Origin of the sequence: Pseudomonas sp. App30 (assembly GCF_047947025.1) — a bacterium.
In the GTDB taxonomy this organism is placed as follows: Bacteria; Pseudomonadota; Gammaproteobacteria; order Pseudomonadales; family Pseudomonadaceae; genus Aquipseudomonas.
In genome coordinates this window covers 1-15,469 of record NZ_CP133165.1, presented here as the reverse complement: position 1 = coordinate 15,469, position 15,469 = coordinate 1, and the positions used below count along the sequence as shown (strand labels likewise).

General features: G+C 67.2%; 10 protein-coding genes. 3 read left to right on the top strand and 7 right to left on the bottom strand.

What is annotated here, in order from left to right; genetic code table 11:
• The first annotated feature begins 271 nt into the window (after nucleotides 1-271).
• Nucleotides 272-547 carry a DUF1652 domain-containing protein gene (locus RAM80_RS00050; protein WP_416424191.1) on the top strand — a complete coding sequence of 92 codons (276 nt, stop codon included), beginning with the start codon at nucleotides 272-274 and terminating at the stop codon, nucleotides 545-547.
• Between the two features lie 210 nt (nucleotides 548-757).
• Here RAM80_RS00050 and RAM80_RS00045 read toward each other — a convergent pair whose 3' ends face one another.
• Entirely contained in the window at nucleotides 758-3,220 is a 2,463-nt protein-coding gene (locus RAM80_RS00045; RefSeq protein WP_416424190.1) for a UvrD-helicase domain-containing protein, read from the bottom strand.
• Nucleotides 3,221-3,484: 264 nt separating this feature from the next.
• Here RAM80_RS00045 and RAM80_RS00040 point away from each other — a divergent pair, with 264 nt between their 5' ends.
• Complete coding sequence (locus RAM80_RS00040; RefSeq protein WP_416424189.1) at nucleotides 3,485-4,183, top strand: pirin family protein; 699 nt, start codon at nucleotides 3,485-3,487, stop codon at nucleotides 4,181-4,183.
• A gap of 53 nt (nucleotides 4,184-4,236) precedes the next feature.
• On the opposite strand, the gene pgm is transcribed toward RAM80_RS00040, so the two are convergent.
• From pgm to RAM80_RS00010, 6 genes are all read right to left on the bottom strand, one after another.
• Nucleotides 4,237-5,877, bottom strand: a complete 1,641-nt coding sequence (gene pgm / locus RAM80_RS00035; RefSeq protein WP_416424188.1) for a phosphoglucomutase (alpha-D-glucose-1,6-bisphosphate-dependent) — start codon at nucleotides 5,875-5,877, stop codon at nucleotides 4,237-4,239.
• Between the two features lie 123 nt (nucleotides 5,878-6,000).
• The gene (locus RAM80_RS00030) at nucleotides 6,001-8,256 is read right to left on the bottom strand and encodes an ATP-dependent DNA helicase (RefSeq protein ID WP_416424187.1); all 2,256 of its coding nucleotides are present in this window, start codon (nucleotides 8,254-8,256) and stop codon (nucleotides 6,001-6,003) included.
• Nucleotides 8,253-9,896: a VRR-NUC domain-containing protein gene (locus tag RAM80_RS00025; RefSeq protein WP_416424186.1), complete on the bottom strand. Its 1,644-nt coding sequence runs from the start codon at nucleotides 9,894-9,896 to the stop codon at nucleotides 8,253-8,255. Before RAM80_RS00025 ends, RAM80_RS00030 begins: the two co-directional genes overlap by 4 nt.
• Before the next feature lie 85 nt (nucleotides 9,897-9,981).
• Nucleotides 9,982-11,379, bottom strand: coding sequence for a GntR family transcriptional regulator (locus RAM80_RS00020; protein WP_416424185.1), 1,398 nt, complete (start codon nucleotides 11,377-11,379; stop codon nucleotides 9,982-9,984).
• On the bottom strand, nucleotides 11,379-12,884 hold the full coding sequence (locus tag RAM80_RS00015) for a hypothetical protein (RefSeq protein ID WP_416424184.1): 1,506 nt from the start codon (nucleotides 12,882-12,884) through the stop codon (nucleotides 11,379-11,381). Before RAM80_RS00015 ends, RAM80_RS00020 begins: the two co-directional genes overlap by 1 nt.
• A 439-nt stretch (nucleotides 12,885-13,323) precedes the next feature.
• Nucleotides 13,324-14,340, bottom strand: coding sequence for a zinc-dependent alcohol dehydrogenase family protein (locus RAM80_RS00010; RefSeq protein WP_416424183.1), 1,017 nt, complete (start codon nucleotides 14,338-14,340; stop codon nucleotides 13,324-13,326).
• A gap of 214 nt (nucleotides 14,341-14,554) precedes the next feature.
• On the opposite strand from RAM80_RS00010, the gene RAM80_RS00005 reads away from it, so the two are divergent.
• Entirely contained in the window at nucleotides 14,555-15,469 is a 915-nt protein-coding gene (locus RAM80_RS00005; RefSeq protein WP_416424182.1) for a LysR family transcriptional regulator, read from the top strand.

Below are 15,469 nucleotides of genomic sequence, written 5' to 3'. Positions count from 1 at the left end.
AACTTTAGAAAAATGAGGCGGTTATTGAAAATAAATCGAGATTTCATTAACTAATGAGAGGTGAAACGTTTGCGCTCAAACCTATGGCACATTAATACCACTGCCACCGGTCGGGGATTTTATGACCTGCATCAAAAAACACGACTTGCGGATGATATTTAATTAAAAAAACTCCCCTGTAGTGCCCTTGGCAATGCTACTTTTACAGTCTTGAAAGGGTCGGGGACAGCACGCCGCTCGAAGAATTCCGGCGCACCGGCCAGGCTGCACGATGCAGAGGTGGCATATGAACAAGATGACCTTTCCCAACGCCTGCCAGGTCATGCGTTGGCACTTCCACCCCATGGGGTTCGAGGGCAGCATGGACGCGCCCAGCAGCATGGTGGCACGACTTTTTGACCGGGCCAGTGGCGAGACCTTGATCGCCATTGCCGGTATCCCCTGCGCCACGGTAATGAACGCCGCCGATGTGGAGCGCATCATCGAGGCGGTGGAGGCGGAGCTGGAGGCGTTCGTGCCGCCGCATTCGTTGTCGGCGTTTGGCTGAAGGTCCCCTGCCCCACAAAAAACCGATGCCATGGCATCGGTTTTTTTATGCTCGCTCCTGTAGCAGCGGCCGCCAGGCCGCGTCCGGGGCACCGCGCGCGCCTCTGACGCAGCTTTCGGCAGCCGCTACATCCTGTGGGAGCTGGCTTGCCAGCGAGCTGTTGGGCCATAAAAGCTCGCTGGCAAGCCAGCTCCCACAAGACAGTTGCTGCTACGTGGGAGTGCGCAGGTCATCGAAGAACGGTTTGTCGCCGGCCACGTTGTCGGAAGCGCGAGGCAGCGCGGCGCTGTCCTTGGTGGCCGGTTCCACGTACCAGTAGCAATGGCTGACCGCCCGCGTCACGGCCACGTAGGCCAGGCGCAGGGCTTCGTCCTGCTGGGCCTTGTCGTAGGCCTCCAGCTCGCCGGCCTTGCCCAGCCCTGCCGCGCGGTACACCTGGTTCTTGTATGGCGAACGGGTGACGTGCTGGCAGTCGCCCAGCAGGAACACCGCATCGGCCTGCAAGCCCTTGGCGCTGTGGTAGGTCAGCTGCTTGATCTGCCGCTCGCCGGCGGGCCTGGCCTGGTCGCGCTGCAGCAGGGGCAACAGGTGCTCGGCGGCCGCGGCGCGGTCGCTGCCCTTGCGGAACAGCAGCAGTATCGAGTCGCCGCGCTGGTAGTGCTCGGCCACGGTCAGGGCCATGGTCTCGTCGTCGCGGTCCAGTACCCGCACCGGCGTCAGCGTCTCGGGCTGCTCGCCGGCTGCGCGGGCCTTCTTGCCGGCGATGGCCGGGGCATTGCGCACCAGGTGCTCGGCGGCGTCGATGATGTGCTGGTGGCTGCGGAAGTTGTCGGCCAGCATCACGCGGGTGGTGGCCGGCGACGGGAACTGCTTGGCGAACTCCATGAAATACTTCGGCGAGCTGCCGCGCCAGCCGTAGATCGACTGCCAGTCATCGCCCACGCACAGCAGCGATGAATGCTGGGCCACGCGCCCCACCGACAGCTGCGGGCCGCGGCTGCGGATCTCGCGCAAGGTGGCGCGCAGCCAGGAGACGATCTGCGGCGACACGTCCTGGAACTCGTCGATCATCAGGTGCGACAGCGGCCGCAGCATCTCGTCGCCCAGCTGCCGCAGGTTCTCCGGGTTGTTCTCGCCGAACAGGGCGAACATGCGGTTGTAGGTCATCACCGGCGGCGACTGCTTGAGCAGATGCGCCTCGAAGGCCTTCCAGTACAGGCTCAGGGCCTCGAAGAACAGCCGGTCGGTGTCGTCGCTGGGGAAGCTCATCTGGTTGACCGCAGCCGTGACGTCCAGCCCCAGGTTCTCGATGAAACCGGCGGCGCCGACGAAGCAGTCCAGCAGCGGCGCGGCCACCAGCTCGCCTTTCACTTTATAGTCAAAGCCCGGCCCCGCCACGGCGTCGGCGGCCAGTGAGCCCAGCAGGCGGCGCGCCTGGGCGTAGTTTTCCAGCCAGATCACCGGTTTCGGGCAGAACGCCTGGAACAGCGTGCGCTTGATCACCCACTCGGCCCACACCGGCAGCTTGGCGCCGGGGCGCTTCATCTGCTGGTCCTGGGACGGGTCGAAGCCCAGCACCACCCAGGCGTCCATCTCGGCGATGTAGCCGTGGAAGTGGAAGCGGCTGCCGTTGATGTCCACGGTCTCGCGGCTGGGCTCGATGCCCTTGATCGGCCAGGCGCCGGCGTTGAACCACAGGTCTTCGACCAGGTCGCAGAGTTCTTCATCGCGGCGCGACGACAGCTCGGTCACCGCCACGCGTTTCTGCACGTCGGGGTGGTCGCGGTCCAGCTCCTTGAGCTGCAGGGCCTGGCGGCGCAGCTGGCCAATCAGCTCGGCGAAGCGCTCGTTGCCCTGCATCAGGTCGCGGTAGGCCAGGTTCATCTGCTGGCGCTGGGCGTCGTTGAGGCGCAGGTCGAAGGGGTTGCTGTCGGCGTCTTCCTCGGCCCCCGGCAGCGGCGCCTGGTTGCTGAGGTTCTCGAATGCACGCAGCTGGCCGAAGCCCGGCAGGCTGCGCACCAGCGGCAGGATGCGCGAGTGGAAGGTGCGCACCACCTCGCGCACCTGCTTGCCCGTGAGCTGATAGCCCCACAGGCCAAACACCTGCAGCACTTTATTGATGAAGTCCTTGCGCGACTCGCGGGTGAAGGTCACCACGGTCAGGGCGTCCAGTTCCATGCCCAGGTAGTGGTGCAGCACCAGCATGCGCAGCACCAGCGAGGTCGACTTGCCGGCCCCGGCACCGGCGATAACGCAGGTGGACGGGGTGTCGCTGAAGATCAGCTTCCACTGCGCGGCGCTGGGTTGCGCCGCCGCTGGCAGGCGTTCGGCGACGTCGGCCTTGATGCGCTTTTTCAGCTCGGCGGTCAGGCCCAGCTTCCAGGCGTCGAACAGGTAGTCGTCCACCCCCGGCACGCCGTGCTCGTCGGGGCGCGTGTCGCGGATCACCAGCACCTGCTGGCCCTCCTCGAAGCCCTCTACCCGCCCGCGCTCGTAGCCTTCGCGCAGGCCTTCGCCGTGGCCGCTGCGCTGGCCGGCGACGTGGCCGTGGAACCAGGAGTCGCGGTGCTGCGCGCTGAGGCGGCTGAGGCCGCGGCCCAGCAGGCGCGCCACCAGGCGTTTGAGCAGGGGCAGTTGGGCGGGAGGGAAAAGTTCTGCGGGGAGTTCGGACACGCGGGCACCAGCATGGATTCTGTAGCCTCAGACACTGCCAGCCAAACCTTGATGAATCAAGCGTTTACCGCACAAACCTACAAACGGCCGCAGGCTGCGTCCCAGGCGCTGGGATAGGTGGATGGCCGGACGCAGCCTTTGGCAGCTGCTACGGGGATGTATCTATTTAGTTGATTGGTTTGGCGAATTTTTTACGCTTTTTTTCGATCTATGAAAGAGCGACACTAGCTCCGTGATTCAAATCTTCCACTTAAGGAGTGCACCATGATCCAGCTCAGACCTTTCGCGTCCTTGGGTGGCGCCAACCACGGATGGCTCGACGCCCATCACCATTTCTCGTTCGCCGAATACCATGACCCCAAACGCATGAACTGGGGCAACCTGCGGGTGTGGAACGACGACGTGATCGCCCCCGGCACCGGTTTCCCGCAGCACCCGCACCGCGACATGGAAATCATCACCTACGTGCGTGAAGGGGCCATTACCCACCAGGACAGCCTGGGCAACAAAGGCCGCACCGAAGCCGGTGACGTGCAAGTGATGAGCGCCGGCACCGGCATCGTCCACAGCGAGTACAACCTGGAAAAAGGCGCAACGCGCATCTTCCAGATCTGGATTATTCCGGACAAACGCGGCGAAGCACCGTCGTGGGGCGCCCGGCCGTTCCCCAAAGGCGAGCGTGGCGAAGGCTTCGTGACCCTGGCCAGCGGCCGTGCCGAGGATGATGTGAGCCTGCGCATCCGCGCCGATGGCCGCCTGGTGGCCGCTACGCTGAAAGCCGGCGAAACCGCCGAGTACGTGGTGGACGAAGGCCGCAAGGCCTACCTGGTGCCCGCCACGGGCGTGATCGAAGTCAACGGCGTGCGCGCCGTGGCCCGCGATGGCGTGGCGGTGGAAGACGAGCGTGTGCTGCGGGTGACCGCGGTGGAAGACGCCGAAATCGTCCTGGTGGACGTGGCGTAACGAAAAAGGGCCTGCAGATGCAGGCCCTTTTTTTATGCAGCAAACGCGGCGTATCAGCTGATGGCAGCGTCTACCAGCACATGCGCCTCGCCGACCAGGCGCTGCAGGTGCGCCTCGTCGACAAAGCTTTCGGCGTAGATCTTGTAGATGTCCTCGGTGCCCGACGGCCGCGCGGCGAACCAGCCGTTGGCGGTCATCACCTTCAGGCCGCCGATGGCCTGGTCGTTGCCCGGCGCGTGGCTGAGGATCTGCTCGATCTTCTCGCCCGCCAGTTCGGTGGACTTGACCTGCGCAGGCGACAGCTTGCCCAGCGCGGCTTTCTGCGCAGGGCTGGCCTTGGCCTCGACGCGGGTGGCGAACGGTTCGCCCAGGTCACGGGTCAGTTCCTGGTAGGCCAGGCCCGGGTTGCGGCCGGTGCGCGCGGTGATTTCCGCGGCCAGCAGGGCCGGGATCAGGCCGTCCTTGTCGGTGGCCCAGACGCTGCCGTCGCGACGCAGGAACGAAGCACCGGCGCTTTCTTCACCGCCGAAGCCCAGCGAGCCGTCGAACAGGCCATCGGCGAAGTACTTGAAGCCCACCGGCACTTCGTACAGGCGACGGCCCAGGCGCGCGGTGACGCGGTCGATCAGGCCGCTGCTGACCACGGTCTTGCCCACGGCAGCGTCGGCGCGCCACTGCGGGCGGTGCTGGAACAGGTAGTCGATGGCGACGGCCAGGTAGTTGTTCGGCGCCAGCAGGCCGCCGTTCGGGGTGACGATGCCGTGGCGGTCGTGGTCCGGGTCGCAGGCGAAGGCCACGTCGAAACGGTCCTTGAGGCCGATCAGGCCCTGCATCGCGTAGGGCGAGGACGGGTCCATGCGGATCTGGCCGTCCCAGTCCACGCACATGAAGCGGAACGTAGGGTCGACGTGGGTGTTGACCACGTCGAGGTTGAGCTTGTACTGCTCGGCAATGGCCGACCAGTAGTTGACCCCGGCGCCGCCCAGCGGGTCGACGCCCAGGCGTAGGCCGGCGCCACGGATGGCGTCCAGGTCGATGACGTTGCCCAGGTCCGCCACGTAGGTGTTGAGGTAGTCGTGGCGGTGGGTGGTGCCGGCCTTCAGGGCCTGCTCGTGGCTGATGCGCTTGACGCCCTTGAGGCCGTCGGCCAGCAGTTCGTTGGCCTTGGCCTCGATCCACTTGGTCACGTGGCTGTCAGCCGGGCCGCCGTTGGGCGGGTTGTACTTGAAGCCACCGCTTTGCGGCGGGTTGTGCGACGGGGTGATGACGATGCCGTCGGCCAGGCCCTGGGTGCGGCCCTTGTTGTAGCACAGGATGGCGTGGGACACGGCCGGTGTCGGGGTGTACTCGTCATTGTGCGAGATCATCACCTGCACGCCGTTGGCGGCCAGCACTTCCAGGGCGCTGGCGGCGGCCGGGGTGGACAGCGCGTGGGTGTCGGCGCCCAGGTACAGCGGGCCGTCGATACCCTGGGCCTGGCGGTACAGGCAGATGGCCTGGCTGATAGCCAGCACATGCCATTCGTTGAAGCTTGCATCAAAGGAACTGCCACGGTGGCCGGAGGTGCCGAACGCTACGCGCTGGGTGGACTCGGCGGGGTCGGGCTGGACCGTGTAGTAGGCGGTCACCAGTCGCGGAATATCGACCAGCACGCTGGCTGGAGCTGGCTTACCCGCCAATGGACTGAGCTTCATGCATAACCTCGGAAAAGGGAAATCGGGGACACGTGGGGTCAGTTTACTGGCAGTTTGACCTCGACGCGACGGGTTCGATCCCCACCCCGCATGAAAATTGACACATTGGCAGCCCCCACCGGTTCAGTTGACCTGCCACCATTGCGGTAACAACGCCTTCACCCGTCCCTCGCTGAAGCGGTCGTCAATCAACATCACCACCCCTCGATCCTCCTGCCCACGGATCACCCGCCCTGCCGCCTGCACCACTTTATGCAACCCAGGGTACAGGTAGGTGTAGTCGTAGCCGGCGCCGAAGATCTCGCCCATGCGCGCCTTCAACTGCTCGTTCACCGGGTTGAGCTGGGCCAGCCCCAGGGTGGCGATAAAGGCGCCAATCAGGCGCTTGCCCGGCAGGTCGATGCCCTCGCCAAAGGCGCCGCCCAGCACGGCAAAGCCCACGCCCTGGCTGTGGTCGCTGAACTGCGCGAGAAAATCGCGCCGCTGCGCTTCGTCCATCTTGCGCCCCTGCAACCACAACGGCACCTGCGGGTGCCGCTCGGCCAGCACCTCGGCCACCTGCTGCAGGTAGTCGAAGCTGCTGAAAAACGCCAGGTAGTTGCCCGGCTGGCGGGCGAACTGCTCGGCGATCAGGTCGGTGATGGGCGCCAGGGACGCCTTGCGGTGGTTGAAGCGCGTGGAGATGCTGTCGACGATGCGCACCTGCAACTGCTCGGCGCTGAACGGCGACTGCACGTCGATCCACGCGCAGTCCGCCGGCAGGCCCAGCAGGTCGGCGAAGTAGCGCCGCGGACTCAAGGTGGCGGAAAACAGCACGGCACTGCGCGCCGCCGCCAGCCGCAGGCCGCTGAGCGGGGCCGGCACCACGTTGCGCAGGTTCAGCTGCGCCTGGCGCCGCCGCCCTGCCCCTTCGCGCTGCTGGATGTCGAACACGTAGTGCTCGCCGTACAGCTCGGCCACGCGAGTGAACTGCAGCGCGTCGAAGTAGAAGTCCAGCCACGCGCGGTCCAGGCCTTCGGGCTGCTCGTTGAACAGGTCGCCGATGGCGCTGACGCAGCGCAGCAGCGCCATCACGAACTTGTCCGGCAGGTGCGCGTAGGCCTGATAGGGCCCCAGCTGGTCCTTGTACAGCGCGTTCCATTCGCGGTTGAGGCGCTGCAGCGGGTTTTTCAACGCCGCCGGTGGGTCGCGGCGCAGCGCGCCCAGCTGGTACTGGTCGAGGCTGGCGCTGTACATGCCGCGGGTGCGGTCCACCAGGTTGTGCGCCTCATCGGCCAGCAGCGCCAGGCGCCACTGGTTGGCCTGGGCCAGGCCGAACAGCAAGGCACTGAGGTCGAAGTAATAGTTGTAGTCGCCGATCACCACGTCGGCCCAACGCGCCAGTTCCTGGCTCAGGTAATACGGGCACACCTGATGGGCCAGCGCCACCTCGCGCACCGCCTGCTGGTCTTGCAGGCGCACGTTGACCGCGGCGGCGCGGGCGGCGGGCAAGCGGTCGTAGAAGCCCTTGGCCAACGGGCAGGAGTCGCCATGACAGGCCTTGTCCAGGTGCTCGCAGGCCTTGTCCCGCGCCACCAGCTCCAGGCTGCGCAAGGGCAGGTTCGGGGCGCTGTCGCCCACCTGCCGCAGCGCCTCCAGGGCCAGCTGGCGGCCTGGGGTTTTTGCGGTGAGGAAGAAGATCTTGTCCAGCTGCTGCGGCACCAGCGCCTTGAGCAGCGGGAACAGCGTGCCCAGGGTCTTGCCGATGCCGGTGGTGGCCTGGGCCATCAGGCAGCGCCCAGTGCTGACGGCCTTGTAGACGGTCTCGGCGAGGTCGCGCTGGCCCAGGCGGAAGTCGCCATGGGGAAACTTCAGCTCGCGCAGGGCCTGGTCGCGTTCGGCGGCGCGCAGCATCTCCGCGCGCGCCCAGTCGAGGAACAGCGCGCACTGCTGGTGGAAGAACGCCTCCAGCTCTGCCGCCTGCCAGCATTCCTCGATCAGGGTCTGGCGGTCGCTGTCGACGTCCAGGTACACCAGCGCCAGGTTGAGCTGCGCCAGCCCGTCGCGCTGGCACAGCAGCCAGCCGTACACCCGGGCCTGGGCCCAGTGCAGGTGGCGGTGGTTGGCGGGCTGGCGCTCCAGGTCGCCGCGGTGGGTCTTGATCTCTTCCAGGCGGTTGCGTGCCGGGTCGTAGCCATCGGCGCGGCCGCGCACACGCAGCGCCTGGTACTCGCCCTCCAGCGCCACTTCGCTCTGGTAGCCGGCACCGCGCCCGGCCGTGACCCGGCGGTGGCCGGCCATGCCTTCCTGGGCGGTAGGCGACGGCGTGAAGCGCAGGTCCAGGTCGCCCAGCTTGGCGGTGAATTCGCACAGGGCGCGCACGGCAATGCGGTAGATCACGGCTGCGCCCACTGCACGTAGCAGACCTGCACCGGCATCTGGTGGCGGGCGCAGAAGTCCAGCCAGCGCAGCTGGTTGTCCTGCAGGCGGTCGCCCGGCCCCTTGACCTCGATCATCTGGTAGCGGCCCTCCTCGGGCCAGAACTGGATCAGGTCCGGCATGCCGGCGCGGTTGGCGGCGATGTCCTGCAGCAACCGTTCGAAGCAGTGCTGCAGGTGCGTGGCGGGCAGGCAGCGCAGGGCCAGCTCCAGCAGCTCTTCGGTGAGCGCATGCCAGTACACGAACGGCGACGCCAGCCCCCACTTGTCGCGGTAGCAGGCGCGGATGCTGTCCTGGTAGCGGCCGTCGTGCAGCTGCGCCAGGCAGGCTTCGAACAACGCCGCGCGGCGCTGGCGGAAGTCGGGCTGGTGCAGGTCGGTGGGGCCGCTTTGGAACGGGTGGAAGAACGCACCCGGCAACGCCGCGAAGATGGCCGGCCAGCACAGCAGGCCGAACAGCGAGTTGATCAGGCTGTTCTCCACGAAATGCACCGGCGCCCCTGGCTGATGCAGGTGCAGCGCCACCCGCTGCTCGACACTGAGGTCGGGCTGCTGCGGCAACGCCAGTTGCCATTCGTTGACCGCCGCCTTCGGCGCCCTGGGCAAGGCCGGCAGCCCCAGCTTGCGCCGCAGGCGCGGCAGCACGCGGGGAATCTGCTGGGCCTCGGCGGCGCTTTCCGGCGCTGCCAGGGCGCTTTCGGCCAACGCCAGGGCCTGTTGGTACTGCTCGCACAGTTCCAGCACCCGCACCCGCCGGGCCCGGGCACCGGGGTAGGCGCACTGGGTATAAATGGCCAGGGCATGCTCCATCAGGCCCTGGCGCTCGCATTGCTGGCCCACGGCGAACAGCAGCCGGTCACGACGGCCCTGCAGCCAGGGATTGGCGCTATTCAGGGCGGCGATGCGCAGTAGCAGCGGTTCCAGCAGGCCGCCCTCCTCCAGCGCCTGACGGCAGCCTTGCAGCTCGAGGCAGAAGTCAATGTCGGCGCGGCTCTGCAGCCCCCGCGAGGCCGGGTCCAGCTCCACCTGTTCATAGCGGTAGATGCCCAGGTCGGCCAGCACGAACTCCGACCAGTCCTGGCGCAGGTTGCCGAAGAACAGCAGGCGCAGGCGGTCACACAGCGGCCGCACCGGCAGGGAATAGACCTGGTCGTCCAAATTCGGGCACCAGGCGGCGAACGGCTGGGGCGCTGGCGCTGCGTCCAGCAGCTCCGCGAGCATCTGCTCCTTGCGCAGGGACGCGCGGCTGACCTGCCCCTTGAACAGCGCCAGCAGCTCGGTCTTCTGCAGCACCTCGAACAGCTGGGCCAGCGACAATGGCGCGCCACTGTCCACCCAGCCGGCCTGCAACAGCGGCTGCACCGCCTCACGGGTCGGGCCGATCTCGCCGTACACCAGCTTGCTGGCCCGGTACAGCGGGCCCTTGCGCATCACCATGCGCACCAGCAGCGCCTGGGCGCCGCGCGGCAACTGCGCGAAGCCGTCGAGGAAACGCTGCTCCTCGTCGTCCAGCAGGTCGGCGTAGCGCCGCCCCAGCCAGTCCAGCACGCGCTGGAAGTTGATGAGGTAGTAGAACGGGTCGTCGAGGTTGCCGGGGGTCACGATCAGTACAAGTGCCGAGGAGAAAGGCACTGGTTATACATACAGACCCACCCTTTTGGCAAAGCCTTTTGGACCGGTGGCCGGTTCAGGGGCTGGCGGTCTCCAGCCGCTTGCGCTCCTCGCCAAACGCCTCGGCCAAGGCCTTCATCAGCGCCTGCAAGCCCTCGTTGTCCAGGCCCAGGGCGTTGATGCGCAGGTAGCGGTCGTGCAACCCATGGGCACTGAACAGCGGCCCCGGTTCGACCACGTGCCCTTGGGCCAGCAGGCGTTCGAACACCCGGCGCATGTCCAGCGGAAATCGGCTGCGCAGCCACAGGCCAGTGCCGCCCGCCGCCTGCACGGCCATCAGGTAGCGACCCAGGCGGTTGCGCACCTGGCGGTCCAGGCGCCACAGCTGTTGCTGCAGGTGCATGCGCAACGCCGGCAGGTGGTCGTCGAGCACGCCCTGGTCCAGCAGGCGTGCCACGGCTTTCTGGCGCAGCGGCGGCAGGCGCATGGCGCGCCGCTGGAACGCGGTGACCAGGGCCCGCGCCGCCCCCGCCGCCAGCAGGTAGGCAAACGGCGCTTCGGCGCCCAGCCAGGGTTCCAGGGAACCGATCACCAGCACCCGCTGGGCCGCCATGGATTCGCGCAGGCTGCGCCCCGGCTCGAAGCCCAGGGCGCCCTGCACGTCGTTCTCCAGCAGCCACACGTCGTAGCGGGTCAACAGCAGCGCCAGGCTGTCAAGGTCGGCGGCCGGCATGCGCGAGCCCTGCACGCTGCTGAAGCCGGCGTCCATCACCAGCAGGCGCACCGGCACGGCATCCAGGTGCTCGCGCACGCAGTTCAGGTCCAGGCGGCCATCGTCGGCCAGCGGCAGCTCAATGATTCGCGCCTTGGCCAGGCGCAACGCCTGCAGGATCAGCGGGCAACAGGGCGAGGCCACCAGCACCGGCTCATCGGCCAGCACCAGCGCCTCGAACAGGATGTCCAGCAACCCGCGCAGGTCGTTGCCCAGGTACACATGGTCACCGTGCCAGGCGTGGCGCGGGCCCTGGGTATAGCGCGCGGCCAGGGCGCGGCGCAGCTCCGGGTCGCCGCAGGGGTGCCAGGCCGGTGCCGGCAGGTTGCCGTACTGGCGCTGCACCTGGCGCTCCAGGCGCAGCAATGGCACGTCCAGGGCAAGCAGGGCTGCCTGGCTGCCCACCTGGCGGCGGTGCTCGGCCTGGATGCGCTGCAGCAGGTCGCTGCCGTCCTTGGCCGGGATGGGCCGTGCCGGTGGCCGTGCGTAATAGCCGGACTTGGCCAGGGCGTACACCCGGCCCTCGTTTTCCAGCAGCGTGTAGGCGTACTGGATAGTGGACACCGACACACCCAGGCGCCCGGCCAGCGAGCGCAGCGACGGCAGCTTGAACGGCACCCCCGGCTCGCCGGCATCCACCAGCGCCGACAGGTAGCGGTACACCGCCTGGTAGGCAAAACCCTGCAGAGATTTGATGGTCATCAGCGGCCACACACCCGTTCCAGTGAAGTTGTCCCGGTGACCGGGTCCAGCGTCGGCACCCGGGCGCCGTCCGGATCACTCGCCCGCAGGCGCGCAATCAGGGTCTGCGGCCCGGGCCCACAGGCGCTGCGCTGGCCATACAAGCGGCGCAGCGCCACGATCGGCAGGCCACTGGTGTCAGCCAGCCAGCGGCCAAGACGCTCGTCGTTGCGGGTGCCCTGCAGCACCTGGTGCAGCGTGGCCAGGCTGTCGACCCGCCGCGGGTGGCACCGCTGCAGGTAGGTCGCCAGGTGCCGGCCGCTGTCGACGAAAGGCGCATGCAGCATGCACACCAGTTGCAGGTCCTCCACCTGGTACGCGGCCCGCCCATGCTCCTCGGCCAGCGCCCGGCGCTCCTGCAGCTTGTGCGGGTCGTCGTAGGCCGACAGCATCAGGTCCACCAGGTGCCCCGGCGAGCCCTTGCGCAGCATCAGTTGGCGCGCGGCCGCGAGGTATTCCGCGACCCCTTCGCCATAGCTGCGCTGCTGCAATTTTTCCGCGCCCAGGCCGCGCAGATGCGCCATCAGCAGCGGGTTGGCGCACGCCGTCTCACTGAAGCCCATGGCCAGGGCGGAAAAGCGGAAGCCCAGGAACTCCACCAGCAGGCGCCAGTGCTCCTGGGGCGCGGCGGCCAGCAGGTCGTGCATGTCCACCCGACACACCAGTGCCTTGCGCCGCGACCGTGGCAGGCGTCGGGTCACCAGTTTTTCCCCGTACAACTGCCGGTGGAACGCTTCGCCCACCAGGGCAATGACCTCCAGGGCCGCCTCGCCCTTGTCCTGTGGAGCTTCCGCCACGCCGAGGCCGGCCTGGCGCGCGGCGTGCAGCCCCCAGGCCAGGTAGCGGCGCCGGCGCCCGGGCGGCTGGCCGCAGACCAATGCATGCACGCCGCCGTTCCAGGCCATGGCGCGCTGGTAGAAGTCGGCACGGCCCAGGTAGCAGACATGGCACAGGCCGACTCGCCCCTGCCCACCGCCCAGGTGCCCGGCCACCAGGAAATCCGTGCGGTTGCGCAGGCGCGTGGCGGCGGACAGCGGTGCCAGCGGGTCGTAGGGCTGCACCTGCTGGTCATCCACCACCAGCAACTCCACCCGCGGGTCGTCGTGCAACGACAGCGCCCCATAGCCGCGCTCGATGTTGGCCATCACCTCGGCGCCCATGCCCGAGTGCCGGTAGGTGGCCACCCGCAGCAGGAAGGTCGCCGGGTAGCGCACCGCCAGGCTCAGCTGCGCCGCGCGCACCATGGCCAGGCACTGGCCGCTGGTGCTGCCGCCGCCGTGGGCCACCAGCACCTTGAACTGGGACAGCCGGTCCAGCCCGCCGGCGGCCACGCCAATGCGTTGCACCAGCAACTGCAACGCGGCCCGCTGGGCGTGGGTGAAGTGCGCCAGCAAGCGCTCCAGCACCTGCTGGTAGATGCCGTTCATGGCTTCGCGATGAATGACGCTGACGTGATGAATTGACACGCATGACACCGGCAAGTGGAGTGGTGATTGACCCTCGAGATGGTAGGTGGGGTGGCCGGGGGAAAAACAGTGACAGTAAAAGCGCAAAAACCAGTGCAGATGCTAGGTATGGCAAGGCACCCACGGCACAAGCGCCAGCCTAGAGGGCTCGCGCAACCGCCAGAGGCAAATTTGTAGGAAATTTCGGAGGAAGTTACGGAAGGATCTGGCGGTTATTTGGGAAGGATTTTGAACCCAACCCCCATCCCCAGACAAACAAACAAGGCTGGCAACGCCTATGGCCCAGGCCATGGCACGGTGCAACAAATGTAGATGCTGCCGCCAGGCTGCGTCGCGCCGTGCGGACGGCGCTCGATCTCGAGGGCGCCCCATAAACCCAAGCCGGGCCCGGGGCGCTCATGACGCGGCCTTCGGCCGCTGCTACGGGTGGAGTGCTTACTCAGGCGAGGCTCAACGCAATCCGCCCGCCGCATGGGCACTCGTCCATCAACTTGTGCGCCTCCACGAACTGCTCGAAGGCGAACACCCGGGTGATCTGCGGCACCAGCACGCGGTCTGCGGTCAGCTGGTTGATCTCGCGCAGCGCACGCTGCAACGCCGCCTGGTCCTGGCTGATGCCCAGTTCGGGCTTGCCGGTGAAGTTGCCCAGGCAGTGCACGTAGAACTGGATGTTCTTCTGGAACGCCGCACACGCCGGGAACGGGGTCTGGTTGCCGCCCTGCAGGCCGTACAGAATCAGGCTGCCGCGCGGCGCCAGCACGTCGCCCAGGATCGACATCTGCGGGCCGCCCAGGCCGTCCAGCACCATGTCCACGCCGCGGCTGTCGGTGTACTTGTTGATGGCCATCAACAGGTCCTGCTCTTCGGTGACGATGACCTTGCTGGCGCCCAGCGACAGCAGGTAGTCACGCTCAGCGGCGGACTTGGTGGCGGCAATCACCTTCAGGCCCAGGGCGTTGCCCAGCTGCACGAAGGACGGGCCGGCGCAGTGGCTGGCATCAGTGACCAGCGCGGTCTGCCCCGGCTTGGCGCGGGCCAGCTCGGTGTAGGCAAACGACGCGATCAGGTACGGCGTGTAGTGCACCGCCGCTTCGACCGGCGTGAGCACATCGGGGTAGCGCGTCAGGGCCAGCGCCGGCAGCACGATGACCTCGCCGTACACCGGGTACTGGTTGGGGCTCTCGGCCGGGAAGCTGGCGACCTTGTCGCCCACCGCGAAGCCTTCGACGCCGCTGCCGACCGCTGTCACCACGCCGGCCATCTCATGGCCAAGGCCTGCGGGCAGACGTGCCTGGGACGGGGCCAGGTTCTGGCGCCAGAGCACGTCATACCAGCTGATGCCGATGGCTTCGACGCGCACCTGCACTTCGCCCGGGCCGGGCAAGGCGGCCGCATGCTCTTCGCACTTGAGCACTTCGGCCGGGCCAAACTTGTGAAAACGGATCGTGCGGGACATCGCAAACCTCGCCTTTTTAACCTCTAATGCCATGAACTCTATCCGGGCTTTACCGGTTAGACCACCCGTGGCCATTAATAGTCGACATGCCTGACATTGATTGCGCGATGACTTGCGCGCCAGGCAAAACTGAATTTACCCGTGCAGATTAACAGCCTTTGCCCGTAAGATTCATGCATGAACCATTTGTCACCCTTGCATTGAAGCGAGCCCGATGAATCGAAACGACCTGCGCCGCGTCGACCTCAACCTGCTGATCGTCTTCGAAACGCTGATGCACGAGCGCAGCGTGACCCGCGCCGCCGAAAAACTGTTCCTCGGCCAACCCGCCATCAGCGCCGCGCTGTCGCGCCTGCGCGGGCTGTTCGACGACCCGCTGTTCGTGCGCACCGGGCGCAGCATGGAGCCCTCGGCACGGGCCGTGGAAATCTTCGCCCTGCTGTCGCCGGCCCTGGACTCCATCTCCACCGCGGTCAGCCGCGCCTCGGAATTCGACCCGGCCACCAGCACCGCGGTGTTCCGCATCGGCCTGTCCGACGACGTCGAATTCGCCCTGCTGCCGCCGCTGCTCAAGCGGCTGCGCGCCGAAGCCCCGGGCATCGTCCTGGTGATTCGCCGCGTCAACTACATTCTCGCCCCGCCGCTGCTGGCCTCGGGCGAAATCTCCATCGCCGTCAGCTACACCAGCGACCTGCCGGCCAACGCCAAACGCAAAGTGCTGCGCCGCAGCCGCCCCCGGCTGCTGCGCGCCGACACCATGCCCGGCCCCATCAGCCTCGACGACTTCTGCGCCCGCCCCCACGCGCTGGTGTCGTTCGCCGGCGACCTCAGCGGCTTCATCGACACCGAGCTGGAAAAACTCGACCGCAAGCGCCACGTGGTGCTGGCGGTGCCGCAGTTCAACGGCTTGAGCACTTTGCTGGCCGGCACGGACATTGTCGCCACGGTACCGGACTACACCGCCGAGGCGCTGACCGCGGCCGGTGGCGTGCGGGCTGAGGACATGCCGCTGGAGATGCCAGGGTTCGAGCTGCACATGGCGTGGCGGGGGGCGCAGGATAATGATCCGGGGGAGCGGTGGTTGAGGTCGCGGATTCAGATGTTCTTCGGGGACCCCGATAGCCTGTGA

Bases quoted from the DNA above. Each gene is read 5' to 3' on its own strand.
- RAM80_RS00050 (WP_416424191.1), top strand. From the start codon at position 272: ATGCAGAGGTGGCATATGAACAAGATGACCTTTCCCAACGCCTGCCAG.
- RAM80_RS00040 (WP_416424189.1), top strand. From the start codon at position 3,485: ATGATCCAGCTCAGACCTTTCGCGTCCTTGGGTGGCGCCAACCACGGA.
- pgm (WP_416424188.1), bottom strand. From the start codon at position 5,877: ATGAAGCTCAGTCCATTGGCGGGTAAGCCAGCTCCAGCCAGCGTGCTG.
- RAM80_RS00020 (WP_416424185.1), bottom strand. From the start codon at position 11,379: ATGACCATCAAATCTCTGCAGGGTTTTGCCTACCAGGCGGTGTACCGC.
- RAM80_RS00010 (WP_416424183.1), bottom strand. From the start codon at position 14,340: ATGTCCCGCACGATCCGTTTTCACAAGTTTGGCCCGGCCGAAGTGCTC.
- RAM80_RS00005 (WP_416424182.1), top strand. From the start codon at position 14,555: ATGAATCGAAACGACCTGCGCCGCGTCGACCTCAACCTGCTGATCGTC.